Source organism: Mesorhizobium sp. P2_E9, assembly GCF_056403815.1.
Genome location: NZ_JBFUET010000021.1, coordinates 12530 through 39347, shown reverse-complemented (window position 1 = coordinate 39347; position 26818 = coordinate 12530). Strand labels below are relative to the sequence as shown.

Genomic DNA, 26818 nt, shown 5'->3' with positions numbered 1-26818 from the left:
GCCGGGGATATGCATGGAAACAACGGCTTAAGCATGTCGGGCCGCGCTTTGGCGGGATGCGCTTTGGAGCGTCGATTTATGCCCGATCGGGCCGAAGCAATCGGCATCCCCGCGCCAGATTCTCCGATGGTCTGGTCGAGATAGTCTGGACTGTCCCCAACGCAACATTGACAGAACATCGGGATGTGTCACATTCGCGACGGGATATAGTGGAGAGACTGCATCATGAAGAAGATTTATGAACGGCCTGCTTTGATCAAGAAGGGCAATTTGAAATCGATCACCGCCGCAACCAACGGCCCGGTCGTAACCTCAAATCCGATACCGCAATAAGTCAGACCGTCAGCATCAGGTCGTCCAGCACCATTTGCCAATAGTGTTTCGTCGACAGACGGACACGGGTCACTGCCTTGAGCATTGGGGCGTAGTGCAGCGGCGTCAGCGCCGACAGCGCCAGTTCGTCGCTGGCGACCAGTTGCTCGCCCAGCCAACACTCGATCCGCGCCACCTCCCCTTCCGACTTCAGCCAGGCGGCGCTCAAAAGCACCGAGTGGAAACCAAACGGGGTCTCGCGGCTGAACTCGGCCGGGTAGCCGCTGCTGGTATAGGCGACGTGGTCGCCCGAAACATTGCCGTTGACATAGCCTTCGCTGCCCTTGGTGTGATCCTGCGCCATGGCGTTGATGTTGCGCCATTGCAGCCCGGCATGGCCGCACGGAATCTTCCGAAAGCCGCGCCCGGTGACGTCGTCGAAGCCGATCGTCCGCAGCGCTGCTCCACTCGGCAGTGTTTGCGGCGACAGCAGCCCGAAATTGGTTGGATAGGGCGAAAGCGCAAGCTGCCGGTCAAGACCGCCGCCGACGATCGCCACCGTGTCGGCCCTGCCGGCGAGGTCGAGCCGGAAGGGAGAGCCCGGCGCCAGCACCAGGCTCTCCAGCACCTGCCCGTTTGCCATCACCGACAGGGTCACGCTGCCGCCCGCCGCCATCCTGCCGGTTAGGCTGCGCGCCGGCGCCAGCCCGACCGGCTGGGGCAGGTTCTGCGACACCAGCCCGGCGGGCGAGCCGGGCGCCAGCCGAAAATCCTTCGATTGCGTCTCGTTGGCGCTTGGCGAGCGCCAGCCCGGCGGCACCGAAACCGCAAACCGGTAGGCGCCCGGCGAGCGGATCATGGCATTGGCCAAAGACGTCGACATGGCGAAGTTGGCAAAGCCGCCATTGTTTGTACGGGTTGAAGCGACGAAGCCGCCCTGCCCGTCGAACAGCCGCACCATGATGCCGGCCATCGGCCGGTCGCCCACGCCGTATGTCCCGTCGCGATCGACATCGAAATAGACGAAGGACGAGTAGTTGACGGTGCCCGTGCTGCGCTCCCAGTCGCCGCGCACGGCATAGTCGTTGGCCGGATCCGCACGTCGCCGGGCACGGCGCCGGAGACGCGCCTTGCGCAACAGCCAGACGACGCAAAGCGCGACCGCAATGATGGCAGCGGCCGCGAGCAGGATTTCGACAAGGCCGAAATCATGCATGGCAGATGAGCTTCGATCGTGATCGACGGTCGCTATTGGAAACGGCGTTCATGGATAATCTGGCTGCGCGATTGCTTTGTCGCAGCCTAGCTTGCGATACCGCCGATGCACAGATGGGCGCTGGCGATTGGCGACATGGCCATCAAGGCCATCGCCAGCCTCATCACATGTCCGACCGGACCGGGTCAGCCACCAAGCGCATATTTTATCAGATGGCCCACCGTCAGGGACCTGCCTCCGACAGGCGGTTCCCAGTTCGGATCCTGGATCAGATACGAGTGACCGTCTCCATAGGCCAGGCCAATCAGCGTTTCCGCAACGATACGACCTCCCACCGGGCCCAGATGGACCGGCTCCTCGTCGCCCTTGCTGCCCTTTTTCGAAGCGCGCTTGAACCAGTCATGCTGCGCTTCCGCCAGCACGTAGTACCAAAGCGGCGCATTGCCGGCGAATTCCCCATCGATATCGACTATGCCCTTGGCATCTTTCATCTCGTCGAGGACGGCTTTTCCTATCTTCAGATCGGCATCGGGAATAACTGGCACACCCATCGCCCGCGCTACGTTCTGGCCGCTTGGCATGCGCAAGGCGAGGCCGCGAAGCAGATTCCGCGCCGCGAGGTTGGCCGGGTCGTTCTTCGGATCGTTCGGCTTGGCTTGCAGTTGCTCGAGTGTGAGCGGTGGTGAAGCCGGCACCGTCTTTGAAAACTCCGGAAGGAACCCAAGCGGATTCACCAGCGACGTGTCGATCTTATACGCCGGCTGAGCCCGATGCTTGCCGCCCTTTTTGCCTGACCCGTCGATGTCGAAGAACAAGCTCCAGTCTATGGCCCATTGGGTTGGAAATTCGTCGAAGCCGTTCAGGCCTCTGTTGGCGACGCCGGCGAATATGAAGAAGCGGCCGGCAAGTCCGCGAGCCTTCTCGTCAGGCGTTGCCGACAACGGATTGTCGCCCCCATTCAACTCGGTGTTCAGCCGATAGATCGGCCTCACCATCGAATGGCCAAACCGGTAGCCGGCGACCGAAAATTCCAAGGGCATATAAGGCGCGTTGCGCCAGTGGAAGAACTGAAGCTTGGGCTTCTTTTCGGCAGCGCTGGCAACTGACCGGCGGTGGGGGAGTATTTCGTCGATCAACCCAGCACCGCAGATACGCGGCAGGAAGTCGTTGAGAACCACATATTGATAGTGCCAACGCACCATGCGCTGGACTTCATCGAAGGTGGCTCCTTTCAATTTTGGCTCGTCCATCAGCCGGTTGTGCAACCGCATGAATATGCCGTGCAACTGGGAGACGATGACGTTCTCGTCGTTGCGTTTGTCCCCGATGAGTGCGCGCGCCGCAGAACCGGGATTTTCCGGATCGCGCTAGCGCGGGAGATCCCGCGACGGTGAAGGCTTGCTCAACTCGAGCAGCTGTTTTCCCAGCCGAAACTTGCCGTCGATATACAAATAGGGCTGGTCTGCCGGCCCACGGCCGTAGACGCTGTCCAGGTCGAGGCGCGGCGTCCTGAAATCCACCAGGCTGTCCGGATCATTCATCTGCATCAGCAAGGATGCAGGGTCGAAAGTGATGTCGTGGTCGATGAACTGGCCGAGATAGGTATATCCAGCCGCGATGCCGGTATTTTCCTCGTCATCCTGAATATGCTTGTCTGTCTCCGCCGCGGCCATAGGCCGGTTGTCCGCGGTTTTCTCGGGCTCGGCCGTCATCGCGTTCCCCAGCGCCAGAAGCGCGCTCTGGGAATGAACCGCTGGAGCGAGCTCCCTGAACATCCGGCCGAAGCGGCCTTCGAACAAGGATGACCGGCGCGAGACATCGGCGCCTCTGATGCCGCCACCATGTGGGCTGAACGAACTTTTGGCTGCACTGGATTCCATGGCTGCCTCCGCAAATCATTTCGCTGATAGGAAATACGCGCGCATAAGTGCAGAGCCACGCATATGCAGCGGCCCTCGGCACCATTTCATGATCAAGATCAACGGAATGGCCAATCGTTCCGCATTTTAACTCTGGGATCGGCCTATGCTTTTCAGTCTATGCTAATATCACAATAAAATATGACGCCAGTCAAGATACTGATCAATAAACCTGATAATTGATGCCAACAAATCTATTGCATTTTACAACTCTAGGGAATCATTGAATTTTCACAGAGTTGCTGCTGGGCATTGGACTAGACGCCCTCTCCGGTAAGGTTCTCAAAACCTGCTTCGGACGATCAAAAAACCGACAGACAGCCTTTTATTCAAACCCGTTCTACCGGTTGATTTTCTTCGATTGGATGCCGAGACAGACAGGTGTTCCATCCCCTCACCTCAACTCCACCCAAACCGGCGCGTGGTCGCTGGCGCCGTCCTCACCGCGCACGTCACGGTCGATATCAGCCCCTTTCAGCCGGCGGGCGAGTGTCTTCGACAGCAATATGTGGTCGAGCCTTAAACCCGCATCGCGCGGCCAGCGGTTGCGACGATAATCCCAGAACGTATAGAGCGTCTCCGTCGGATAGACCCTGCGCAGAGCGTCAAGCCAGCCCTGCTCGATGAGGGCGGCGAAGGCAGCCCGGCTTTCCGGCTGCACCAGCGCGTTGTCGTCATAAGAGCGGGTGGCATAGATGTCGCGCGGCTCGGGCACGATGTTGTAGTCGCCGGCCAGCACGACCGGCAGGCCGGTGTCGAGGAGTTGTTCGGCATGCGCCTCCAGCCGCGCATGCCAGGCGAGCTTGTACTGGAATTTCGGCCCCGGCCGCGGGTTGCCGTTCGGCGCATAGAGGCAAGCGATGACGATGCCGTTCACCGCCGCCTCGATATAGCGGCTTTGCTTGTCGGCATCGTCGCCCGGCAGCGCATCGCGGGTCAGGACGGGTTCGGACCCTCGCGCGAGTATGGCGACGCCGTTCCAGGTCGGCTCGCCCTTCCACACCGCGCCATAGCCGGCATCGGCGAGCGCAGTGCGCGGAAACTGCATGTCGCGCGCCTTCAATTCCTGCAAGCAGACGACATCGGGTTTGGCCACGGCCAGCCACGCCAGCAGGTTTTCCAGCCGGCTGTTGATGTTGTTGATGTTGAAGGTGGCGATTTTCATTGGTGGATCAGGAGGCGAGCCTGCCTGCCCAACCCTTCACCGTCTCCGCCAGCATCTTCAGATGATCGGCCGTCGAAAATCCTGAAATGCTCTTGCGCGGCTTGAGGTCGTGGTCGCCATCCTCCAGCCACACCACCTCGATGCTGTCGGAGAGCCCATAACCGGCCACCTCGTCTTTCGTGCCGAACTCGTCGCGCGTGCCCTGGAAGATCAGCGTCGGCGTCTTCAGCCCGGCGAGATGCTTGGTCCGCAACTGCTCCGGCTTTCCCGGCGGATGGAAGGGATAGCCGAGGCAGACCAGCCCAGCGATCTCGCCCTTGGCGAACATCTCGTCCGCGACCATCGACGCGACACGGCCGCCCATCGACTTGCCGCCGATGATCAGCTTGCCGCTCACGCCCCTGGCCCTCAGATCGGCGATCGCCTTCACATATTCCGGGTTCACCGTCTCGGCGCGCGGCGGCGGCTTGCGCTGGCCGTAGCGGCGGGCGGCCATATAGTGGAATTCGAAGCGCGCGACCTGGAAGCCGGCGGCGGCAAAAGCCTTCGCGGTGGCGGTCATCGAGGGTGAATCCATCGACGCGCCGGCGCCATGCGCGAGCAGGATGGTGACGGGGGCGGTGTCGTCGCCGTCGAAGAGGAAGGTGGTCATGGGGCAACCTTTTCCGAGAGGTCGCGTTCCTTCACAAGCACCGGCATCAATCCCTCACCCCGCCGTCCGTGCCAGCTGCATATCCACGAACCGCACGCCCCTGGCCGCCACACCGGCCCATTCCGACTCTGCGTCGAGCTCCAGATATCGCACCCACAGCCGCCGCGCCTCCGGTAAATTCCCGGCATCGAATTCCAGCCTGGCGAGGTTGAACACCGGATCGGCATAAGTCTTGTCGAGCGCGATCGCTTTCTGCAAATGCCTTCGCGCCGAGGCGTCGCGGCCTTGCTCGCTCATCAGGCCGGCGAGGTTGAACCAGGCTTCGACGAAGGCCGGGTCGAGTTTTATCGCCCTGGCATAGTCATGCGCGGCGTCCGCCGCGTGGCCGCCGGCGCGCAGGCAGTTGGCGCGGTTGAAGGCGGCGATGGCGTCGCTCGGGTCGATGGCGAGGCAGCGCTGGTAGAGCGCGGCAGCACCTTCATGGTCGCCGCCCTCCTCCGCCGCTTCGGCCTCGGCGAACAACTCTTCCAGCGTGTCGTCGCCTTGTGCCGCGCTACCCAGATCGAACAGCAACTGCCCGTCGAGTTCGCTCTGGCCGCCTTCGAGATAGATCGCGTCAGGGCGGCCGTGCTGCGAGCCGACATTGAGCGATTTGGCGGTGAGCGAGGCGACCGGGCCGGAGCGGTGTACGGAGCGCGCGATCGCCCCCCAGGTCGCACCGCCGGCCACCAGCCCGGCATATTTGCGCGCCAGGATCAGGTCGCGGAAGGAATAGGGTTCTGCATCATGTTCGAAGGCATCGAACAGTGAAAGCAGGTCAAGGTCGGCGCCAGACAGCCGCGATTGCTCGATCAGCGATTGCCGCGACAGCGAGGACGCCTCCGGTGTCTTCATCAGCCCGAGCAGACGCAGGAAACCGTTCTCGCTGAGCAGCATGCGCCCGGCGGCGCGCTCGGCGGCGATGCGGCGCTCGATCCCGGCATCACCGGGTTTCGACAATCCAGCCTTGGCAAGCAGCACCCGGCCGAACACGACATGCGTGGTGCGCCGAGTGATGCCGCGTCGGAGCTGGCCATGCTGGCGCTCGACCTCGCGAGCCGCCAACCTAAGCGGAAACGCCGCCAGCGCGCCGATGGTGCCAAAGACGGCGCCCGCCGGTGCCGTCATTTCTTGCTCTTGCCGACCGCCTTCAACAGACTGGCCTTCAGCGGATTTTCAGCGGCACCGCCCGCTGCCGCCTTCTTGGCGGCGGGTTTTGCCTCCACCTCGTCGGCCTTGCTCTTCGACTTGGCCGGCGGCTTCGACTGCGACAGGCTGGCCTTCAGCGCATCCATGAGGTTGATGACATTGCCGCGCTCCGGCGCTGCCGCGATGATCGGCTTGTGGCCTTTCAGCTTCTCGCGGATCATCGCCATCAGCGCGATCTCGTAGCGGTCCTCGTAGTCCTTCGGGTCGAAGGTGGTTTCCTTCTGCTTGATCAGCGCTTCGGCCAGTTCAAGCATTTCCTGGTCCGGCTTGCCGGCCGGAATGTTGCCGAAATATTCAGCCGTGCCGCGCACTTCGTTCGGGTTCCTCAACGTGCACACGAACATGCCATTCTCGCGCGCGCCGATCGTCACGATGCGCTCGCGGCTGGATAGCACCAGCCGGGCGATCGCCAGCTTGCCGGATTTGCGCATGGCTTCGCGCAGCACGGCGAAGGTCTCTTCGGCCATCGCCCCATCCGGCGCCATGTAATAGGGCGCGTCCTGATAGATGACATCGACCTCGCCTTCGTCGACGAAGGCCTCGATGTTCATCGTGTGGTTGGATTCGATGCGCACCGCGTCGAGGTCGGCATCATCGATGATGATGTACTGCTTGTCCTCGTACTCGTAACCCTTGACCAGGTCCGAGCGCTCGACGAGCCCGAGTTCCGGATCGACCGGCTTCATGTTGATGCGGTTGTGGGTCTTCTTGTGCAGCTGATTGAACGAGATGCGCTCGCTGGTGGTCGTTGCGGGGTATAGCCGCACCGGACAGCTGACGAGGCTGAGCTTGAGATAACCCTTCCAACTTGCCCTGGGCGCCATGATACACTCCTACGCGGCCATGCACTGACATTGACTGCAGCGCTTTTCGTCCGAAGGACGATCAAGGCCGCGCAAATCCTACACCGACCCGGCACAATACCGGCAAATCCCTGACGAAATGTTTTAGGGCGCCTGAGGGTCGTGGGTGGAGGATAATTCAAATTGTATGAAGCGTCGATGGACATGGGTTCCTCGCCCCCGCGAAGGCGCTACGGCATGCACACATTTCCAAGCAGCTGGTCTTTGGCGATAGCGTGCATGGCAGCTTGGCGCATGTATTGTCCTATGCTGCGCTGGTCGACCCCCACTCCGTCGAGCTTCGCTCGCCACCTGCCGGGGCGAGCCACGGGTCTCGCCCGTCCTTCGGACCCCCCGATCGACGGGGTAGAGGAAAGACGCCAAGCTTTTTGCCGTCAACGCTCGTCCAGCAACGCTCGCTTCCTTTCCCTCCGGAGGGGGGAAAGGTGGCGCTGCGAAGCAGCGACGGATTGGGGGAACCACGTGGCAATCAAGCCTCAGGCTGATCAGTCACGCCAATCACAGAAGATGTGTGCATAGCGTAGACGCGAGTTGGGGGCGAGGAACCCTAGGTCTTCAAGGTAGGCAAATCCCTGGCAAACTCCTCAATCTCCGCCCACGGATCCCCCGACGTCTCCAGCAGCCCCGGCAGTGACGAATAGTTCAGATCCTGCGGCGCATCGATCGTCTCCAGATCACCCCAGCTCACCGGCGTCGAGGCCGGCAGATTGGTACGGGCGCGCAGCGAATAGGGCGCCGCCGAGGTGTGGCCCCGCGCATTGCGGTGATAGTCGATGAAGATGCGCTTCTTGCGGTTGTCCTTGCCCATGGTGGTGGTGAAGGTGTCTGGCGCGGTGGCGGCCAGATGGGTGGAGATGGCGCTGGTCGCCTGGTGCAGCTTCTTCCAGTTCTGCTTCTTCGTCACCGGCACGGTGATGTGGATGCCGTTGCCGCCGGAGGTCTTGGCGAAGGGTACCAGCCCCAGCCCCTCGAGCTCGCCCTTGATGTGGACGGCGGCTTCCACCACTTCGCGCCAGGAAATCCCCTCGCCCGGGTCGAGGTCGAAGACGATCTGGTCGGGCTTGTCGAGGCTCAAGCGGTGCGTGCCCCAGGTGTGGAACTCGACGACGCCGAACTGCGCCAGCGCCAGAAAACCCTTGGCGCCTTCGACCGACAGGAACGACTTGGTCTCGCCCTCGGAATTCATCGTCTCGAAGGTCACCACCGAGGGCGGCATGCCGGTGAAGGCGTGGCGCTGGAAGAAACAGTCTTTTGGCAGGCCGGTCGGGCAGCGCACCAGCGACACCGGGCGGCCAAGAATGTGCGGCAGCATGAAGTCGCCGACCAGCGCGTAGTAGACGGCAATGTCGAGCTTGGTTGGACCGGTCTTGCCGAACAGCCGCCGCTCCGGATTGGTCACCCAGATGGTGGCGAGATCCGCCTCCGAGATCAGCCGCTTGCGCTTGGCCGAGACCGGCGTCGACAGGCCGACATCCCTGAGACCGCGAAACACGCCATGGCGCAACGCATTGTCCGCCGTGCGGTTGGCATAATGGATGCGCGCCGAAAACAGCGGCTTCACCCAATGCATCTCGCGCATGATTTCGCGCGGCACGCCTTCGGGTGGGGTCGCGCCCGATGTCAGCGGCTCCAGCCGGGCGAGCAGGTCGGCTGATGTCTCGGCGTCGAAGCCGGTACCGACCTTGCCACGATAATGCAGCTCGCCGTCCTCCCACTCGGCCATGCCAAGCGCGGCCAGCCCTTCCGCCGCTTGCGAGATCGTGTAGCCGGCGATGACGAAATCGTCCTTCTGCAGCGCCTTGCACTTGGTCCAGCTCTTGGTGCGGCCGCTCTGGTAGATCGCGGTCGCACGCTTGGAGACGACGCCTTCGAGCCCGAGCTCCGTCGCCTGGTCGTAAAGCCCCTGCCCCGAGCCTTCGACATGGTCGGAGAACTGGATGGCGGAATTGGCGCCGAGGCCGCCAAGCAACTCGGCCAGCAGCGCCTTGCGCCGGATGAGCGGCACCTTCATCAGGTCCCAGCCATCGAGATGCAGCAAGTCGAAGGCATAAAAATGCAGCTTGCTGCCGGCGCCCTCGGCCAGCGCGTCCTGCAGCAATGCGAAGCGGCTGATACCCCGACCGTCGAGCACGACGATCTCGCCGTCGATGATCGCCTCGCGGCACGGCAGTTTTGCAAACGCATGCGGCAGGTCGCCATAGCGCTTCGTCCAGTCGATGCCGCCTCGGGTGATCAGCCGCACCTGGCCGTCGGACAGATGCGCCATGGTGCGGTAGCCGTCGAATTTGATCTCGTGCAGCCAGAGCTCGTTGGTGTTTTCGGCAGGGCCTTCGCCACCCGGCGGTTTTGGCACCTGCGTCGCCAGCTGCGGCTCGATGCGGCTCAGCGCCGGCGCCTTCACCGCGCCCGGCAGCGTGCCGGGTTTCAAGGTCCCCGGCTTTGGCGCGGACTTCGCGGCCGGCTTCGGCGGCGCCACCAGCTCCTCGATGCGCAGGCCGGATTTCACGCTTTCCGGCCGCGCTTCCAGAATGTTCAGCGCCGTGTCGGCGGCGAGATCGCGCTCCTTGAACAGCAGCCAGTTCTTTTTCTCCGCATCCTCGCCGGGCTTCGGCTTCAGGCGGGTCAGCATCCAGCCGCCATTGAGTTTTTCGCCGGCGAGGCGAAACTTGAAGGCGCCGGTGCGCAGGCTCTTCTCGGCATCGTCCATCGGCGCCCAGGTGCCGGTGTCCCAGACGATCATCGGCCCGCCGCCATACTCGCCCTCGGGAATGACGCCCTCGAAGTCGATATATTCGAGCGGATGGTCCTCGGTCTCGACCGCCAGCCTCTTGTCGGCCGGATTGAGCGAAGGCCCGCGTGGCACCGCCCAGCTCTTCAGCACGTCGCCAACCTGCAGGCGCAGATCGTAGTGATCCGCGGTGGCGTGGTGCTTGTGGACGACGAAGCGGTTGCCGTCGGCGGAGATGAGCCCGCCCGCCGGCTCCGGCGTTTTGGTGAATTCGCGCTTGGCGCGATAGGTTTTGAGTTTTGGCGGCGCTGCCATGTCAAGGACCGAAGCGCACGGCAGCAGGAAGCAAACCCGTCACGCTCTCAATCGTCGGCAGCCGGCGTCAGCTCGAGCTCGGCCGGCGACAGACCCTGCTGCAGCTGGCTCAGCCGGAACTCATCCACCCAGTAGGCCTCGCCGTCGACCAGCACGCGTGCCTGGTAGGCGCCGTCCGAAAAGCTTTGCGCGGTAATGTAGACCTTGTGGCTGTCGAGCGCCTTGCGCACCGCGGCGCGCTTGGCATTCTGGCCTGTGACGGGACTGAACATGACGCTGCCCTCGGTCGCCCTGACACGCAACATGGCCGCTTCCACGGCCTGGCGACTGGTCTCAAGGATGACGGAGACGCGCTGTCCTGTCAATTTGGCGGGCGACCATTGTGCCTGGCGCTACGACCCGCTGCTGTTGACCGTGTTGCCGATCGTCTTGAACTTGGTGTTGACCGCATTGCCGAGCGCGCCGGCGCCGGTGATGATGGCAAGCGCGATGAGGGCGGCGATCAGGCCATATTCGATGGCGGTCGCGCCGGTTTCATCCCGCATGAAACGGGAAACGATTGCTTGCATTTCAAGCCTCTGGTTTCTGATCCCTCGCACAACTCTATAGACACTGCGAGTTGCGGTTCGGTCAGATTTTGCCAGACTTTTGAAGGTGCTTGCGCGCGGAGCTGAATCAAAACATGAAGCATCCGCCCAGCGGACACGGCTTGGCTGCAGGCGGTCCAGGCCGAAGCTGTTTTCAGCTTGCCGGTCTGGAACCGCCCGCCCGCCTTGTGTCCTTCCCAAGACAGGAGACCAGATAGGCGCATCGACACCGATCCGCTTTGACATGGATCAAGTGCCAAATGCGCCACCGGTTTTGCCATTGTCAGGCGCGAAATATCTTCATGCGCCGGGGCCATTTTACTGGGTTCGCGACCCCCCTGTCGAAATCCGCTCCCGGCGAACGACATTGGTGCGGCGCCGGCGAGGCGCGATCACGTCAAACGACAGGGAGCACCATCATGGCCAAGATGCTTGTCATCTACAAAACCCCCGCCGATCCGGCGGCCTTCGAGCGGCACTATTTCGACATCCATCTGCCGCTCGCAAAACAGCTTCCGGGGCTGCGGCGCTACGATGTCAGCAAACAACCGATCGTGAACATGTTGCAAGGCGAGACGCCCTACATCGTGGCGACCCTCTATTTCGACAGCCTGGACGCCATGCGTGCGGCCTTTGCCACCGAGATCGGCAAGGCCTGCGCCGTCGACCGTCGCAAATACGCGCCTGACGACCGTGTAACGATGCTGCTTTTCGATTCCGAGGCGATGTGAATCGTTAATTCGCGGGCAGGCCTCAGGGGCAGAAAAACCCGCTGTCTTGCGGCGGCGGGTTTGATGGTCACGTCGAAAGGCCGTTTGCGTGTCAGTGCGCGGACGGGAGCGCTGGCGCCATCAAGCCGCGGCTGAAATACCTCGGCGAGAAGGCCATCGCCGAGTGGCCCTCGTCTCACACATCCTCGCTGTCGAAGATCAGCATATCGGCGCCACCCGTCGCGAAAACCTGGAGATCGGCGGCAGTCGCCTGACCTTCGGCACTGGCGAATGCATTCTGGATGGCGGCCAGGTCGTCGAACTGCAAGGTGGCGATCAGATGGACCTTCGCTGGTCCCGCCGGCGTCATGACAGGGCCGCGGTTGATTTCGTAGCGCCGCAATCCCGGAATGGTCTTGGCCAGCGGGATATGCTTTTCACGATAATAGGCATCGAACGCCGCCGGATCCGCAGGCGTGCCGTACATGACCACCAAGCTTGCCATCATTGCCTCCCGAAATCATTGCGCTGCAGGAGCGTGATGACTTTGCCGGGAGCTTGTCAATCCGCCCTTCCCTGCTAAGGCAAAGGAGCCTGGACGGCAGCCTCAGTTCTTCAATCGCCGCAACCGCCGCATCACACCCTGCACTGCCTTGTACAGCCCGGGTTTGGAGCGCACGAAAAGCTCGGTCTTGCCGCGCAGCTTGATATAGGCGGTCGAACCCCTGCCCTTGAGCGTCACCGCCTCGCACACCTCGGCCAGCACCGCGCTCGAAGCGCCGATATGCTGCTTGTAGCCCTGGCTGCCGACCGACAGGTCGAAATAACCGAGCCCCTGCTCGCGCGCCCAGATCATCAGCTTGCCGATCGTCGTCAGGCCCGGCGAGACGTTGGGAACCGCGTCCTGGTCGATCCCGAGCAGAAGCGCGTGCAAGGTGCCCTTCATGACCAGCACGTAGATGACGGCGAGACAGGCTTCACCGGCACGCAGCCCGAACAGCCGCACCGAGCCGTCGGACAGGCCTTGCAGGGCGGCGTTGCGGTAGAACTCGACGACCGGCGCCTGCGTCAGGAGGTCGAAGCGCCCGAGCTCGCGGAAGCGGTTGAGCCTGAGCTCCAGAAGCTTGGCGAACTGCTCCTCCACCAATTCAGGCGTCTCGGCCTCGATCAGATCGAGCTTGCCCATCTGTTCGAAGCGGCGGCAGTGCTTGTGGAAATTCTTGGCGAAGGACGATTTGCAGATGCGCTTGATCAGCGTCTCCGGATTGCCATCCAGGGCCAGGCCCGAGGCGATCTGGATGGAGTCGCGTGCCGCCGAAAGCAGCGCCAGCGGATTGTCGACGCCGTGGATCTGTTGCGGGATTCCCGCAATGTGGAAGCGGTCCGTCGGCGGCAGCACGGCGCACACCGCCGCCCAGGCGTCGTCGGCGCTCTGCCTGGTCCAGGGTCTCGCATCGGCCAGCAGTGGCGCAGCGTAGTCGCACACGCCGCCGCTCAGCCATTCGATCACGTAATGGCCCCGAGCGCGGCGGCGCATCAGCGGCAGCAGCATGACCGGCGCCCCCGTGGCGGCGTCATTGACCTCGACGACGAGCAACTCCGCGCTTTTTGGCATCAGCCGTTTGGCGATCCCTTCCACCCAGGCAAAGCCCTGGTGGCCGGTGCACAGGCCGGTCTCCTCAAGGCGCAACCAAAGGGGCTTTACGGTATCGAAGCTGGTGTGCAGCCGCGCCGTATAGCGCACGGCCATGCCGAAGCCGACGGTGATCGGCGAAAGCCTGACGGCACCCTCGGTCGCCGCAGCCTGTCGCATTGCCTGGCTTGCCAAACGCTTCTCCTGTTCGTTCTGGCCCGCCCTCAGCGCCCTCCACGCAAGCGCCGCAAGCCCCGCATCGTTCCCTGAGCCGCTTTCAGCAGCCGTGGCTTTGAGCGCACGAAAACCTCGGTCCAGTCGCGGAACTTGATGGCAGTGCTCGCGGCATTGCCCCGCATCGTGAACCCGTGGCAGAGTTCGACCAGGACCGAACCCGTAGCGCCCATATTTGCCTTGTAGCTCTGGTTGCCGACCGATAGGTCGAAATAACCAAAGCCTTGCTTGCGCGCCCAACTCATCAACCTGCCCATGATTGCAAGTCCTGGTGACACATTGGGCACCGCGCTCTGGTCGATTGCTATCAGGAGAGCATGAACAGTGTCTTGATGAACCAAAAGATATTGGACCGCGATCAGAGCCTCGGCCACGCGCAGCCCGAACAGCCGCACCGCTCCGTCCGACAAGCCGCGAACAGCGGCGTTGCGGTAGAAATCGACGACTTTCTCCTGCGTCAGCAGGTCGAAGCGGCCAAGCTCGCGAAAGCGGCTGAGCCGCATCCGGACCAGTTCGCCGAAGATACGCTCTACCTCGGCCGGCGTGCCGGCCTCGACCAGTTCCACTTCGCCGAGCCGTTCGAGCCGGCGCCAGTCCTTGCCGAATTCCTTGACGAAGGAGGGCTTGCACAAGCGCTTGAGGACCGTGTCCGGATCGCCGTCGATGGCGAGGCCGAAAGTGGTCTGGAGGGAATCGCGCGTCTCTGCGAGCAAGGCAAGCGGATTGGCGACGCCGCTGATCTGTTGTGGAATCCCCGTAATGTGGAACCGGTCCGCCGGCGGCAGCACGGAGCGCACCGCGGCCCATGCGGCCTGTGCGGATTGTGTGGTCCACGGCCTCGCATCGGCCAGCAGCGGTGCCGAATAGTCACTGACGCCACAGCTCAGCCATTCGATCACCCGATGGCCCAACGCCGGCCGGCGCATCAGCGGCACCAGCATCCTGGGTTCGCCCGTTGCGGCGTCGTTCACCTCGACGATGAGCGGTTCGGCACCTTGCGGCATCAGCTGCGCGACGATGCCCTCGGTCCAGGCGTAATGCTGATGGGCGGTGCATAGACCATCCGCCTGCAGGCGCAGCCAGAGCGGCCGCACCATTTCGAGACTGGTGTGCAATCGCGCCGTGTAGGCGTCGTTCGCTGCGACGGTGACTGGGTGCGAGACCTGCCCTTCGGCCAAGCCGGCCGCCGCAACTATTTCCACTGCCTGGCCCGTCACATCGCCCTCCTATCGTTTCGCCGGGGCGAATGTGATGGCCCGCCGCCAGGAGCCCAGGCGGCTGTGGCGCTGCTGGTCCGGATGCTCGATGTTCCACATGCGGTGATGCGCGAAATACCATGATGCCGCGAGCACGAAGACCTCGGAGACCGCCGAGCCCAGCAGCGCCCACGGCGGAGACGCGACTGAAAGCACGACCGCGATCAGCGCCAGCCCGACGATCGCGCCGCCCATCGTGGTGAAGGCAACGATGCGGAAGTCACCGAATATCTCAAGGACGATGCGGGGCATGATGTAGAGCATGATCGGGATAAAATTCGCTGTCACGAAAAGCCCGATGAACCCGACCGAGGCATCCTGGAGAGCCTGGGATTTGATCATCGGCAAGACGAACAGAATGGCGCATCCATAGGCCAGGCCGCCCAGCCCCATGACCACCGACCAGATCTTCGCCTGCGACCAGACGCGGCGCGTTTCGCCCAGCCGCATCAGCTTGGCGAGTTCCGGCTGCGTCATGTTGACGAAGGCAAGGCTGATGATGCGCAGCGGGGCGAACAGCACGATCACCGCCGCCAGCGGCGCGTAAGCCGCGGGCCCGGCAATGCCGGCGACCAGCAGCGCCAGGCATTGCCCCTGGATGTTGGTGGTGGTCGCGCTGAAGGCCGACCAGCACAGCTGACGCCACAGCCTGGCATAGCGCCGCCGCGTCGGCATGCGGAAAGAGATGCGAATTGTACGGCGCGCCAGCCGGACCAGGACGAAGATGCCGAACACATTCGCCGCGGCAAGCGCATAGAACACCGCCTGCAACGCGTCCCCGGCGAACCAGATTGCCAGCCCGGCGAGCACGGTGCCGGCAATGGTGAAAGCGGCATCGCTGATGGAGACGACCACCTGCTGGCGGCGCGCGAAGAAGGCCGTGCGCATATGGCTGCGCAGTGACCATGCGCCGACGAAGCAGCCGGCGGCAATGCCGCTCGGGTCGCCCAGGAGATGCATCAGGACAGCCGTGCCGACCGCCATCAGCAGCGCCACCATCAGAGCCGCCGTTCCGAAGGCCACGTCATACGCATCGACCCCGGCGGTGTTGGTGCTCTTGCTCATCCATATCGAGGCGGGGACGGCGGTCAGCGACCTGATGTAGGACAGGCCGACGCCGCCCATCACCATGCCTATGGCGAACAGGCCGTAGCCTTGCGCCGACAGCATGTGCAGCAGCATGATGTTGAGGGCAAAGTGGAAGCCGCTCTGCATCGCCTCGCCGCCGATCATCAGCACGAGGCGCCGCACCAGATGGATTGGGAACTTCACGACCGTGTCTCCGCCTGGCGCGTGCTTGCCGCCCTGCCCGGCCTTGCGATGGCCGCCTTCAGCTTCTCAGTCGCGATCGCGGCGATCGCCGCCGCCGCGACCGGCTCGCTGAACATCGTCTCGTAGCGCTTGCGCCCGGCGGCGACAAAACCGCGCCAGGACTCGGGGGCGAGGATGATCTGCTGCAATTTCGCGGCCAACGCCGCCGCATCGCCCGGCGGAACGTGCCAGCCGGTCTCGCCGTCTGCGACCACTTCGACCAACCCGCCGATCGCCGACACCAGTGGCGGACGGCCATAGGCCATTGCCTCGATGGCGACACGGCCGAGCGATTCCGGACGTCGCGACGGCACGGTGACGATGTCGGCCCAGCGATAGTGCTCCGAAGGGTCCGGGATGAAGGGCAAGGCGCTGACCTGTCCGGTGAGCCCCATGGTTTCGACCAGTTCGGCGAGCGCACGCTCACGTTCGACGCTTTCAAAGGCGCCGCCGACCAGCCGCACCTCGATCCGCGACTTGAGCTCCGCCGGCAGCAAGGCAATCGCCTGCAAAAGCACTTCCTGGCCCTTGATCCGGTTGATGCGGCCAAGCAGCAGCACCCGCAGCGGGCGCTTGCCGTCATAGGTCATCGCTTGCGCCGCCGCCGGACCGGCAACGCCATTATAGACGACGTAGGAGCGTGCGGATCTGGGCTCGCCGAAGGTGGCGCGCGTCGCTTTCGAATTGAAGATGAGGTCGGCATGGCTCCAGTGCATCAGCCCGACAAGGATCCGGCGCAGCACGCCTTCGGGAATTTCATGGATGTGCAGCAATGCCTTGCTGGGCAGCAGGCGCGAGGCCAGCGCATAGTCGGCGACGATCGAGGTGTTGACGTAGACGAGGTCACAATCGCGCAGGCGCCGCCAGGCCCGCCACAGCGCCACCGGCAGCCGCGCCATCTCGACGGTCGCCAGCCTCAGCATCGCCGGGCGCCTGAGCACCCAAAGCGGCTCGAAGACGATGCGGCTGGCATGAGGCTCCAGGATTTCGACGATCGGTCCGCTGCGCGGCAAAACCACCTCGATGTCGGCCGACGGAAACGCGGCGCGCAACGCGGCGACGCTCTCCGCGAAGCTGCGGTCGGAACCGTAGAGTTCGTAACCCTGATGGATGCAAGCAATCCGCATCTTCACATGCATCTTTCTGTCAGGGTGGTGAGACGAGTCCGCCGCCTGACGCTATCGGCGGCCGGAAACTTCAAGCCAACACCCCTTTGGACTTTCCTCGTTGTCAGTGTGGCCCTGAAACGGATGTTGAACCCGGATCACCACACCAATACTGCGCGCCCTCCGCCGATTCTGGCGCACAGAAGTCCTTACGCAAGCATTATGCCGTGCTAATATATCCATTCGCCGGCCAACAAGCCGTGGCATTGCCTCGTTTCAATACACTTACGTCGGGAAGGTTGACCGATAATGAAACAACTCGGGCGTTTGGAAGAAATATTTTACAACCCGGGTGCGATGATGGCTGGAAACGGGCCTGGCAGGCATCTTGCAAGGCCGCGGTTTTGAGATGAGACAGCCTCGCATCGCGGATCGGGCGGACCTGAAAGTGCCAGCAGTCATGAAATCGGAACAGCCTGCCATCCTGATCCTGGGAACGCGCGGCATTCCTGCCGCCCATGGCGGCTTTGAAACCTTCGCCGAGAAGCTGGCGCTTTTCCTGGTCGGGCGCGGCTGGAAGGTCGGCGTCTACTGTCAGGAAGAGGTCGAGCGGGTCGACCAGAGGGTGCGCACCGACACCTGGAACGGCATCGACCTCATCCACATCCAGGTCGCCTCGAAAGGCCCGCGCGCGACGTTGGAATTCGACTGGCAATGCGTGCTCGACGCCGCCCGCCGGCCCGGCGTCTGCCTCGTGCTCGGCTACAATGGCGCGGTCTTCCTGACCTGGCTCAGGCTGATGCGGCGCAAGATCATCACCAATATGGACGGCATCGAATGGCGCCGGCCCAAATGGGGGCGCGCGGCGCGCACATGGTTCTGGCTCAATGAGTGGATCGGCGCCTGGGCCTCGCATCGCCTGGTCGCCGACCATCCTGTTATCGCCAATCACCTGGCGACGCGCCGGCCGCGCAGCGCCATCACCACCATCGCCTACGGCGCCGACCCGGTGACTTCGGCACCCGAGGCGCCAGTGCGCGCGCTGGGCCTCGAGCCCGGAAAATACCTGATCTCGATCGCGCGCATCGAGCCCGATAACAACATCCTGCCGATCGTCGAAGCCTTCTGCAGCCGAAAGCGTGACATGAAGCTGGTGGTGCTGGGCACGCTGTCCGACCAGATTCCCTATCACGTCGCCGTCCGCAAGGCGGCAAACAGCTCAGTGGTCCTGCCGGGCGCCATCTACGACCAGGCGGCGGTCAAGGCGCTGCGCTATCACGCGCGCGCCTATATGCATGGCCACACGGTCGGCGGCACCAACCCGTCGCTGGTCGAGGCGCTGGCCGCCGGCAACATGGTGATCGCCCACGACAATCCCTACAACAGGTGGGTCGCTGGAGCTGCCGCCATCCACTTCACCGACACGCAGAGCTGCGCCGAGCGGATGCAGCAGGCGATGGAGGATGACGCGCTGGTCAAGGCCTGCGGCGAAGCCGCCAGGACGCGTGCCCGCGAAGCCTTCCGCTGGGACGACGTCCTGCTTGCCTATGAAAACGAAGCCTACCGGCTTCTCGGCGTGAGCGCCCCAAGAACGGCCGCGATCGACCGCCCCTCGCCCGGCGCCGTATGACGGGCTGGTCGCGACGGCGGGTTCTCAGCACCGCGCTGTCGACGGCCCTGGTGCCCGCTGCCGCAGTGCTGGCGCCGCGTTCCTCCGCACCGCCCGCCCTTGCCGCCAGCGGCGAATGGCGGTTCCGCCGCGGTGTCAACGCCTGGCCCTGGTTTGCGCTGACGCGCGAGGTTCCGGCACCCCGCACCGACTATGACTGGCCGCCCTTCCAGTCGCAGCGGCCGGTGCCAACCCCAGACGACCTTGCTCGGCTGCGTGCGACAGGGCTCGATTTCATCCGCCTGCCCGTCGATCCCGGCCCGTTTCTGGCGGCCGACGCCGCCACCCGCGGCAAGTTGCTGGACATGGTGGACGCCGCTGTCACCGCGACGCTCGACGCCGGTCTCGGTATCATCGTCAACGTCCAGGCCAACGGCGCCACGCATTACTGGAACCCCGACCGCATGGTCTCGAGCACCGCCGCACCCGAATTCGCAGCCTATCGCGCACTCGTCGGCGAGCTTGCCGGCAGGCTGGAGCGGTTCACGCCGGGCATGGTCGCGTTGGAGCCGGTCAACGAACCGCCTCAGTCCTGCGACTCCAACGTTTGGTCAAACGTCCAGGCAGCCCTGCTGACGGCGGCCAGGGCGTCATCCCAGACCTTGCCGCTGGTCGTCACCGGCGGCTGCGGCTCGATGGTGAGCGGACTGGCGGCACTCGATCCGGCGCCGCTGGCGGCCTTCGAACCGATCCTGTTCACCTTCCACTTCTACGAGCCCTATCTGTTCAGCCATCAAGGCGCGCCCTGGATGCGCGAACCCGTCTACCGTTCCCTGAACAATGTGCCCTGGCCGGCCTCCGCCGGCTCGCTCGAACAGACACTGGCCTCCGTCAGGGCGCGCATGGCCGGGGATACCGAGACCTCCGAGGCGGACAAGAAGGCCGCCTACGCCGAAACCGAGCGCGTGCTGAAAGTCTATTTCGACGCCCGGCCGGACCGCTGGTTCATCGACAAATATCTCAGCCAGGCGCGCGACTGGGCCGACGCCCACGGCATCGCGCCAGAACGTGTCATCATGGGCGAATTCGGCGCGCTGCGCACCGACGCCCACTATGTCGCCGCCCCCAACCCCGACCGCGCCCGCTACATATCAGATGTCCGGCAGAGCGCGGAGTCGTTCGGCCTCCCCTGGGCCTTCTGGGACCTCTTCGACGGCATGGGCATGATGGAAGGCACCACCCGCGCGCTGGACCCGGCGATGGTCGAGGCGCTTGGGTTGAAGATGCCGGAATAGGCGTCGGCGCTAGCGGCGGAGGGGCGCGCTCTGTCGCTGGTCATCCCCAGGTCCGCGCCCTGCTTGCACCCTGTGCCCCACCACAGCCCGCGTCGGCCTGTACAGCACCAGCGCGATCACCACGAATTTGGTCATGAGCGTGGTCTTGGAGGCCAGGCTTTCGGAGGTGTTGAGCAGGATCAGCCAGCCCAGCATCGTCAGCCAGAGGCCGGAATGGCAGCGGCGCGCCACTTCGTGCATGAACAGGGTGAAGCCGACAAACAACAGCAAGGTGAAGAAGGCGCCCTGGTAGAGGACCAGGCGGATGATCGGGTTCTCGATGCCCTGTTCGAGGCCGTTGATGCGGCGCAGGCTTTCGATGAGATCGATATCGGGCCCCACGATCAGGTCACGCAGTTCGAAATGTTTGAAGAGCTCGAACATTTCGACGCGGGCATTGGCGCTGCCTGAGTCCGACACGAAGCGCTCCAGCAGCGCGTCGAAGAAGCCGTATGACGCCGCGAGCGCGATGACGACCGGCACCAGCGCGGCAAGGATGAGGCCGAGTGCCGCGCCAAGCAGGTTGACGCGCCCCGTGCGCAGGCTGCCCAGGCCCTGGATGAGCAGGTAGCAACCGCCGAGCACGATCGTCGTCACCATCGCCGAGCGGCCGCCGAAGGCAACGAGAGCCGCGCATTGCAGGCCGATCAGGCCGAGCCGCAGCGGCATGGATAGCGATCTCGAACCGGAGAGCAGCGCCAGCACATAGACCGAGGTGACCGTGGCATTGGACAGCGGATGGCCCTGAAGTGCCGTCGAGCGCAGGTCGGCCATGAACACCTCACCGTCGAGGCGATAGGGAAAGATCAGCGTCTTGGTGGCGAACTCGAACAAAGCGAGCAATGCGTTCGCGGTCATGATGGCGTGAACGACGGTCTGCATCCGGGCGAATGTCTTCTCGTCGTCCTCGCCCAGCATCATCACCAGCAGCGCCGGCGCCACGAAAGTGTCGATCATGCCGGCCATGCCGGGACGCTGCCTGGCGATGACGACGACCAGCAGCACGATCGAGATGACCGCCATCAGCGTGCTGGCCGGCCGCCGGTCGGCGACGGCGACCATGTAGCCGATCGGATTGCCGAAAGTGCAGGCGCGCCAGGCAAACACCAGCACGAGCAGATAGGTCGAAGGATGGATCTTGGTCGCCGGATTGCCGGTCAGGCCGTCGTAATTATAGCCGACCAGCCACAACATGCCGCCGGAGATGGCGAACAGCAACGCCACCGTTGCGACCAGGCCGAAGCTGGTCAGCCAGTCGACGGAGCTGCCCGCGCGCCCAGTGGCTTGACCCGAACCGGCCCAGCCGGCTGCCGGGTTGGCGGCCCCCCGGGTGGCGGACCCGGTGCCGGGCCAACTGGTGGCCATGTCAGGCCGCCTCGTCGACCAGCAAGGCGCCGGTCGGCAACCGCCCCATGACGGAAATGGCCTGCGAGGCCGCCGTGACGTCGGCCATCGGCGTCGAGTTGAGCGTCGCGACCATGACGATCTCGTCGACCATGGCGACCAGCGGCGAGGCGTTGAGATTGTCGGCCAGCGCGCCGCCGTCGACGACGACGAGGTCGAAGTTGCGGCCCGCCTGGGCCAGCATGTGCTGCGTGAAATAGACGCCCTGCGCCTCGGAGAAGACGGCCGTTTGCCGGCCCCTGCCCAGCACCGCGACATTGCTGCCGGCCGTGCGCTGGCTCACCGCCTCGAAGGCGTATTCGCCGCGCAGCACGTCGAGGAGACCGGGCTGCGGCTCCTTCTTGTTGCCGCTGGCATTGTTGGTGTCGATGAACAGGACGCGGCTGCCCCTGGCGGCCGCGGCATTGGCGAGCAGGCGTGCCACCCGGCCCCGATGCGCGGCGTCCTCGGGCGGCGACGTCAGCAGTATGGACGGCACCAGCGGCCAGTTCGGCGGACGCCGGCTGGAGGCGAACAGGCGCCTCAGCGCCAGGCCCGCGACCGCATCCGTCTTCTGCCCTGCAGCCGTGGCGGCGCCGAACGGCCACCAGCGGCGACGGGATGATTTTGCCGGCAGCACGCCAAACACCGGCGCGTCGATGGCCGATTGCATCTGCGCACTGGAAAGCACGGTCGGTGAGGAATATTCCGCGATCAGCGCCAGCGCGGTGCCCAGTCCCAGCCCGCCGAAGAGGGCGCCGAAGAGCAGCAGCGGCAAAGGCGGCCAGCTCTTCTTCAGCGCTGGCATGGCGTTGGAGATGATGCGTACATTGGTGCTGTCGACATTGATCTGCTCGCGCGTTTCCTGCGCCCGCTGCAGATAAGTGGCGTAGACGGAGCGCACCGCCTCGAGATCGCGCTGCAATTCGCGCAGCTTGACCGAAGCCTGGTCGGTGTCGAGCGACTTGCTCTTCATGCCGGCGACCTTGGCCTCCAGCGCCTGCTGGTTGGCCAGCGCCCGCTCATAGTCGGTTTCGGCGGCGGCGCCGATGCGGCCGAGTTCACGTGCGATGAGCGCGCGCGTGTCGCGCAGCTGCTGCTGGGCGGCGATCATCGAGGGGTGGCGCGGCCCGAGTTCGGTGCCGAGCTGCGAGACCTGGTCGACAAGCGTCGCCTCCTGCGCCCGCAGGCTGGAGATCACCGACGAGCGCATCGCTTCCGAGGTGGCGTCCGGCGCGCCGCCGGAGCGGCGCAATTGGTCGACCTGTGCCTTCAGCGTCGCGGTGCGGCTCTGCGCGGCCGAAAGCTGCGTGTTGATCGCGGTCAGTTCCTGGTCGCTGACCAGATTGCCCGCCGCCATCACCATGTTGTTGGCGGACTTGTAGGCCTCGACAGCGTTCTCGGCCTTCTGCACGCGCTTGCGCTGCTCATCCAGCCGCGCGGTGATGGAGTCGGAAGCGTCCGTGGCCATCTTGGCGCGCGCGCTCGCCTGGTCGGCCAGATAGGCCTGCGCGATGGCATTGGCGAGCTTCGCAGCCTTGTCGGCGCTCTTGGCGGTGACGATCACGTCGAGGACCAGCACCTTGTCGGCCCGCTTCACCGCCAGCCGCCGGCGCAGCGCGTCGAGCGTCTTGCCCGTCCTGTCGGTTTCGGCCGAGCCCGAGCCCAGCACGCCGCCGAGCAAACGGCTCAACAACCCGCCCTGCCCGTTGAATTCCGGATCGTCGGTCAGGTTGGTTGCCTGGATGGCCTTGAGCAGCACGCCCGTCGACTGGACGACACTGACCTGGCTTTCCACCATGGTGATGCCGCCATCGGGCGGAACGCGGCTCGGATTGACGTCGTTGGTGACCACCTGCAGGTCTTGCGGATCGATGAGGATTTCCGACACCGAGCTGTAAAGCGCCGGCGTGAGCAATCCATAGGCCAGCGTCACCAGGGTCAGCAGCGCGGCGGTGGCAAGGATCAGGAACCGGCGGCGCATCAAAATGCGCTTCAGGTCACCCAGCTCGACGGTCGAGGATGAATAGGTCGCCATCGGCACCGGCTCCGGGGCATATTGCATCGCCTCCGGAGCTTGTTGTTGCGGCAACGAGAGCAGGGATGATTGCAACGGTCGCTCCGACACCACTCCATGTGCCCCAAAAGATTAAATTGCGGCTTCAGCCTAGCTATTCCTCCAACTGTTAAAACACTGTTAATTATGTTGGGAACTCTTCTGATTTTTGGCCCCGCGTTTACGCATTTTTGGCACGGAGTTTGCGTAATATTAGGCACAGGCGCTGATACGGGCGCGGGCGAGCAGGAGACGAATGGAAATGGGGCAGCACTTAAGTCCAGCCCCGCCGTGCCGCCATCTCCCCTGCCCTGATATCGAACACCGGCCAGACACAAGACATCACAACGCCAGGGGTGCGACATGCAAGTGAGCCTGCGCCTGGACGGCGAATGCGTCCGCGCTTTTCACCTGACGCTGATGCAACGCCTGGCGGCATTGCCGCAGGTCGAGGTTTCCGTCGACGCCCGCCCGGCCGGGGGCGGCATTCCAGGCAGCGCCGCGGCCTTGTTCCAGCTTGAAACGGTCCTCCATGGCCTGCCGGGGGACGGGCTGGCCAAGCGCCTGCCGCTGTCGGCGCTGGCGCCCTACCGGACGCAACCGCCCGCCTCTCCCGATCTGGTGATCGACCTCTGCGGCGACGTGAGCCTGGAAGGAACGCGGGTCTGGCGCGTCACCTATGACGGCGCCGCCGGCGAAGCGGCTCTGCTGGCGCTGATCCTCGACGGCCGCACGCCGATTGCCCGCATCGAGGAAAACGGCACCACCGTCGCCGAAGGACGCCTGGGCACCGAATATGGCGGCATCGCGCTGGCCTCCTTCCAGGACATGCTGGCGCGCACAGCAAGCCTGATCCTGGCGGCAATGACCGGGACGGCGCAGGCCCTGCCCGTGCTGCCCGAACCAGCACAGGCCGGAGCCTCGCCGCAGATACCCTCCACCGCCAAGCTTGGCGTCAGGGCGGGCAAGGCGCTGGCGCGGCGCATCGTCCAGAAGATCTACCACCTCTGCTACAACGCCCCGCACTGGAAGGTCGGCTGGCGCCAGACCAATGGCCGCGACCTCTACGACCTGCGCGCCCATCCGGCATCCGGCTGGCAGGTGTTGCCCGACGACGGCAGCCGCTTCTACGCCGACCCGTTTCCGATCCTGTATCAGGGACAAGTGACCCTGTTCGTCGAGGATTATATTCACCGTCTGGGCCGGGCCATCATCTCCGCAGTGCCCTTCGGCCCATCAGGGCCGATCGGACGTCCCGAGCCGGTGCTCGACCTGCCCTATCACCTCTCCTACCCCTTCGTCTTCGAGCGCGACGGCGAGGTCTGGATGGTGCCGGAAAGCTGCGCCAACCGCACGGTCGACCTCTACCGCGCCACCGCCTTCCCCGGCGGCTGGGTCAAGGAAGCGACGCTGCTGTCCGACATCGTCGCCAGCGACGCAACTTTGGTCGAGCATGGCGAGCGCTGGTGGCTGTTCGCCACCGTCCGCGACGGCGGCGGCGCCTTCTCCGACGCGCTGCATCTGTGGTCGGCGCCGGACTTTCGCGGCCCCTGGACGCCGCATCCCAAAAACCCCGTTTTGGTCGACATCGCCTCGGCGCGTCCGGCCGGCCGCATGGTCAAGCGCGGCAACGACCTGCTGCGTCCGGTGCAGGATTGCCGCAGGAGTTATGGCGCCGCCCTTGGCATCGCACGCGTCGCTCACCTTGATTTGAACGGCATGGAGCAGGTCGTCGAGACCATCTTAACTCCTGGCGCGCTATGGGATGGGCGCAAGCTGCACACGCTCAACGAGGCGGGCGGCCTGGAATTCATCGATGGCTCGGCGATCGCGCCGCGCTGGAAACAGAAGGGCGACCGTCGTTAACCTAAACATTCGTTTCTACCAGCCACGCGCGCTGGTTGCTTGAGGTTGATATGGGTCCACGGGATATTTCCACCACAGATTGTGGAGACGGAAGATGACTAGCATGAAGGGCGGTGACATGCCCCCCGCCGAGCCCGCCGCGGCTGAAGTCGACGTGGCGATCATTGGCGCCGGAATGGCCGGCACCACCCTGGCAACGGTGTTGGGAAACGCCGGCCGCAAGGTGGCGCTGATCGACCCGCACCGAGTCCATCACGACGAGTTCCGGGCCGAGAAGATCGGCGCGAACCAGATGCAGCTGTTCGAGAAGCTCGGTCTCGACAAGATGGTCATGCCTCTCGTCACCCCGTTTAGCGACATCGATGTCTTCCGCCTCGGTCAATTCTTCGGCCGTGAAAAGAAGTGGGAATACGCATTTTCCTATGGCGCGCTGATCAATGGCCTGCGCGATGCCTTGCCGTCGCAGGTGCCGCTGACGGTCGGCAAGGTAACCGAGGTCTCGACCGGACCGGACCGGCAGCGGCTTGTGCTGGCCGACGGCACCGTCATCAACGCCCGCCTGCTGGTGGTGGCCACCGGCTACAGCGAATTGGTGCGACGCGCCATCGGCGTCGAGCGCATCGAACTGTCGAAGGCGCATTCGCTGTCGATGGGATTCGACCTGGCCATTTTGCCGCGTGATTGCGCCTATCAGGCCGTCACTTGCTACGGCAAGCGGGCCTCGGACCGCGTCGCCTATCTCACCGTCTTTCCCATCGGCGACAGGATGCGGGCGAACATGTTCGTCTATCGCACCGTCGCCGAGCAGTGGACGCGGGATTTCCGCGCCGATCCGCAAAAGATGCTTTGCGAACTGATGCCCGAAATATCGGCGCAGTGCGGCAACTTCGAAGTGGCGAGCCCCGTCGAGGTCAGGCAGGTCAATCTGACCACGACGCAAGGCCATCGTCGCGACGGGGTCGTCTTCATTGGCGATGCATTCGTGACGACATGCCCGACGCCTGGCGTCGGCATCGGGCGGGTCATGATCGATGTCGATCAGCTCCATTCGGTTCACATTCCGCGCTGGCTGGAAACGCCAGGCATGGCGGCTGACAAGATCAACGCCTTCTACGACGACCCGGTCAAGGTGACCTCCGATGAGGAAGGCATGCGTGTGAGCTACTACGCCAAGCGGATCACCACCGAAACCAGCCTGGAATGGCGCGTGCGGCGCCTGCGCAACAACACGGCACGGCAGCTGATGATCCTCGGCCGCAAGATGCGTCATCTGGCACCGCGGCGGCAGCCCGGCATGGCGTGAGGGTCTTCCCCC

Annotated in this window: 22 protein-coding genes; 5 read left to right on the top strand and 17 right to left on the bottom strand. The window is 64.2% G+C overall.

The genetic code is table 11. From position 1 onward, the window contains the following. Window positions 1–334: 334 nt before the first annotated feature. The 10 genes from AC1D05_RS30450 to AC1D05_RS30405 all read right to left on the bottom strand — a co-directional run bounded on the left by AC1D05_RS30450 (window position 335) and on the right by AC1D05_RS30405 (window position 10987). On the bottom strand, window positions 335–1528 hold the full coding sequence (locus AC1D05_RS30450; RefSeq protein ID WP_477445906.1) for a hypothetical protein: 1194 nt from the start codon (window positions 1526–1528) through the stop codon (window positions 335–337). Between the two features lie 185 nt (window positions 1529–1713). Continuing rightward, window positions 1714–2856 (bottom strand): peroxidase family protein, encoded by a 1143-nt coding sequence (locus AC1D05_RS30445; protein WP_477446185.1) that lies wholly within the window; start codon window positions 2854–2856, stop codon window positions 1714–1716. A 39-nt stretch (window positions 2857–2895) separates the two neighbouring features. Beyond that, entirely contained in the window at window positions 2896–3240 is a 345-nt protein-coding gene (locus tag AC1D05_RS30440; RefSeq protein WP_477445904.1) for a hypothetical protein, read from the bottom strand. Between the two features lie 601 nt (window positions 3241–3841). After that, entirely contained in the window at window positions 3842–4612 is a 771-nt protein-coding gene (locus AC1D05_RS30435; protein WP_477445902.1) for an exodeoxyribonuclease III, read from the bottom strand. Between the two features lie 7 nt (window positions 4613–4619). Then, window positions 4620–5264 carry an alpha/beta hydrolase family protein gene (locus tag AC1D05_RS30430; RefSeq protein ID WP_477445900.1) on the bottom strand — a complete coding sequence of 215 codons (645 nt, stop codon included), beginning with the start codon at window positions 5262–5264 and terminating at the stop codon, window positions 4620–4622. A gap of 54 nt (window positions 5265–5318) precedes the next feature. Beyond that, window positions 5319–6431: a tetratricopeptide repeat protein gene (locus AC1D05_RS30425; protein WP_477445898.1), complete on the bottom strand. Its 1113-nt coding sequence runs from the start codon at window positions 6429–6431 to the stop codon at window positions 5319–5321. Continuing rightward, on the bottom strand, window positions 6428–7336 hold the full coding sequence (gene ku, locus AC1D05_RS30420; protein WP_477445896.1) for a non-homologous end joining protein Ku: 909 nt from the start codon (window positions 7334–7336) through the stop codon (window positions 6428–6430). The genes AC1D05_RS30425 and ku overlap by 4 nt, the downstream gene beginning before the upstream one ends. 586 nt (window positions 7337–7922) lie before the next feature. Further along, window positions 7923–10418 (bottom strand): DNA ligase D, encoded by a 2496-nt coding sequence (ligD, locus tag AC1D05_RS30415; RefSeq protein ID WP_477445894.1) that lies wholly within the window; start codon window positions 10416–10418, stop codon window positions 7923–7925. A gap of 47 nt (window positions 10419–10465) precedes the next feature. Then, window positions 10466–10690: a hypothetical protein gene (locus tag AC1D05_RS30410; protein WP_477446183.1), complete on the bottom strand. Its 225-nt coding sequence runs from the start codon at window positions 10688–10690 to the stop codon at window positions 10466–10468. A gap of 120 nt (window positions 10691–10810) precedes the next feature. Beyond that, the gene (locus AC1D05_RS30405; RefSeq protein ID WP_477445892.1) at window positions 10811–10987 is read right to left on the bottom strand and encodes a Flp family type IVb pilin; all 177 of its coding nucleotides are present in this window, start codon (window positions 10985–10987) and stop codon (window positions 10811–10813) included. A 437-nt stretch (window positions 10988–11424) separates the two neighbouring features. Between AC1D05_RS30405 and AC1D05_RS30400 the strand changes: the two genes are divergently transcribed. Continuing rightward, entirely contained in the window at window positions 11425–11736 is a 312-nt protein-coding gene (locus AC1D05_RS30400; protein ID WP_477445890.1) for an EthD family reductase, read from the top strand. A 175-nt stretch (window positions 11737–11911) separates the two neighbouring features. Here AC1D05_RS30400 and AC1D05_RS30395 read toward each other — a convergent pair whose 3' ends face one another. The 5 genes from AC1D05_RS30395 to AC1D05_RS30375 form a co-directional block, all read right to left on the bottom strand. Further along, window positions 11912–12220 (bottom strand): EthD family reductase, encoded by a 309-nt coding sequence (locus tag AC1D05_RS30395; RefSeq protein WP_477445888.1) that lies wholly within the window; start codon window positions 12218–12220, stop codon window positions 11912–11914. Window positions 12221–12322: 102 nt separating this feature from the next. Beyond that, window positions 12323–13543, bottom strand: a complete 1221-nt coding sequence (locus AC1D05_RS30390) for a GNAT family N-acetyltransferase (protein ID WP_477445886.1) — start codon at window positions 13541–13543, stop codon at window positions 12323–12325. Between the two features lie 29 nt (window positions 13544–13572). Continuing rightward, a complete protein-coding gene (locus tag AC1D05_RS30385) occupies window positions 13573–14799 on the bottom strand; it encodes a GNAT family N-acetyltransferase (protein ID WP_477445884.1) in 1227 nt (408 codons plus the stop codon). Between the two features lie 9 nt (window positions 14800–14808). Continuing rightward, on the bottom strand, window positions 14809–16110 hold the full coding sequence (locus AC1D05_RS30380; RefSeq protein ID WP_477445882.1) for an MATE family efflux transporter: 1302 nt from the start codon (window positions 16108–16110) through the stop codon (window positions 14809–14811). Further along, window positions 16107–17276 carry a glycosyltransferase family 4 protein gene (locus tag AC1D05_RS30375; protein ID WP_477446181.1) on the bottom strand — a complete coding sequence of 390 codons (1170 nt, stop codon included), beginning with the start codon at window positions 17274–17276 and terminating at the stop codon, window positions 16107–16109. Before AC1D05_RS30375 ends, AC1D05_RS30380 begins: the two co-directional genes overlap by 4 nt. 439 nt (window positions 17277–17715) lie before the next feature. On the opposite strand from AC1D05_RS30375, the gene AC1D05_RS30370 reads away from it, so the two are divergent. Both AC1D05_RS30370 and AC1D05_RS30365 read left to right on the top strand, forming a co-directional pair. Continuing rightward, a complete protein-coding gene (locus AC1D05_RS30370; RefSeq protein ID WP_477445880.1) occupies window positions 17716–18885 on the top strand; it encodes a DUF1972 domain-containing protein in 1170 nt (389 codons plus the stop codon). After that, window positions 18882–20159 carry a glycoside hydrolase family 5 protein gene (locus tag AC1D05_RS30365; protein WP_477445878.1) on the top strand — a complete coding sequence of 426 codons (1278 nt, stop codon included), beginning with the start codon at window positions 18882–18884 and terminating at the stop codon, window positions 20157–20159. The genes AC1D05_RS30370 and AC1D05_RS30365 overlap by 4 nt, the downstream gene beginning before the upstream one ends. A gap of 9 nt (window positions 20160–20168) precedes the next feature. Here AC1D05_RS30365 and AC1D05_RS30360 read toward each other — a convergent pair whose 3' ends face one another. Together AC1D05_RS30360 and AC1D05_RS30355 are read right to left on the bottom strand one after the other, a co-directional pair. Then, a complete protein-coding gene (locus tag AC1D05_RS30360; RefSeq protein WP_477445876.1) occupies window positions 20169–21563 on the bottom strand; it encodes a VpsF family polysaccharide biosynthesis protein in 1395 nt (464 codons plus the stop codon). A gap of 1 nt (window position 21564) precedes the next feature. Continuing rightward, window positions 21565–23619, bottom strand: coding sequence for a GumC family protein (locus AC1D05_RS30355; RefSeq protein WP_477445874.1), 2055 nt, complete (start codon window positions 23617–23619; stop codon window positions 21565–21567). A gap of 381 nt (window positions 23620–24000) precedes the next feature. On the opposite strand from AC1D05_RS30355, the gene AC1D05_RS30350 reads away from it, so the two are divergent. Then, window positions 24001–25503 (top strand): glucosamine inositolphosphorylceramide transferase family protein, encoded by a 1503-nt coding sequence (locus AC1D05_RS30350; protein ID WP_477445872.1) that lies wholly within the window; start codon window positions 24001–24003, stop codon window positions 25501–25503. A 94-nt stretch (window positions 25504–25597) separates the two neighbouring features. Further along, a complete protein-coding gene (locus tag AC1D05_RS30345; protein WP_477445870.1) occupies window positions 25598–26806 on the top strand; it encodes an FAD-dependent oxidoreductase in 1209 nt (402 codons plus the stop codon). The last annotated feature ends 12 nt before the right edge of the window (window positions 26807–26818 follow it).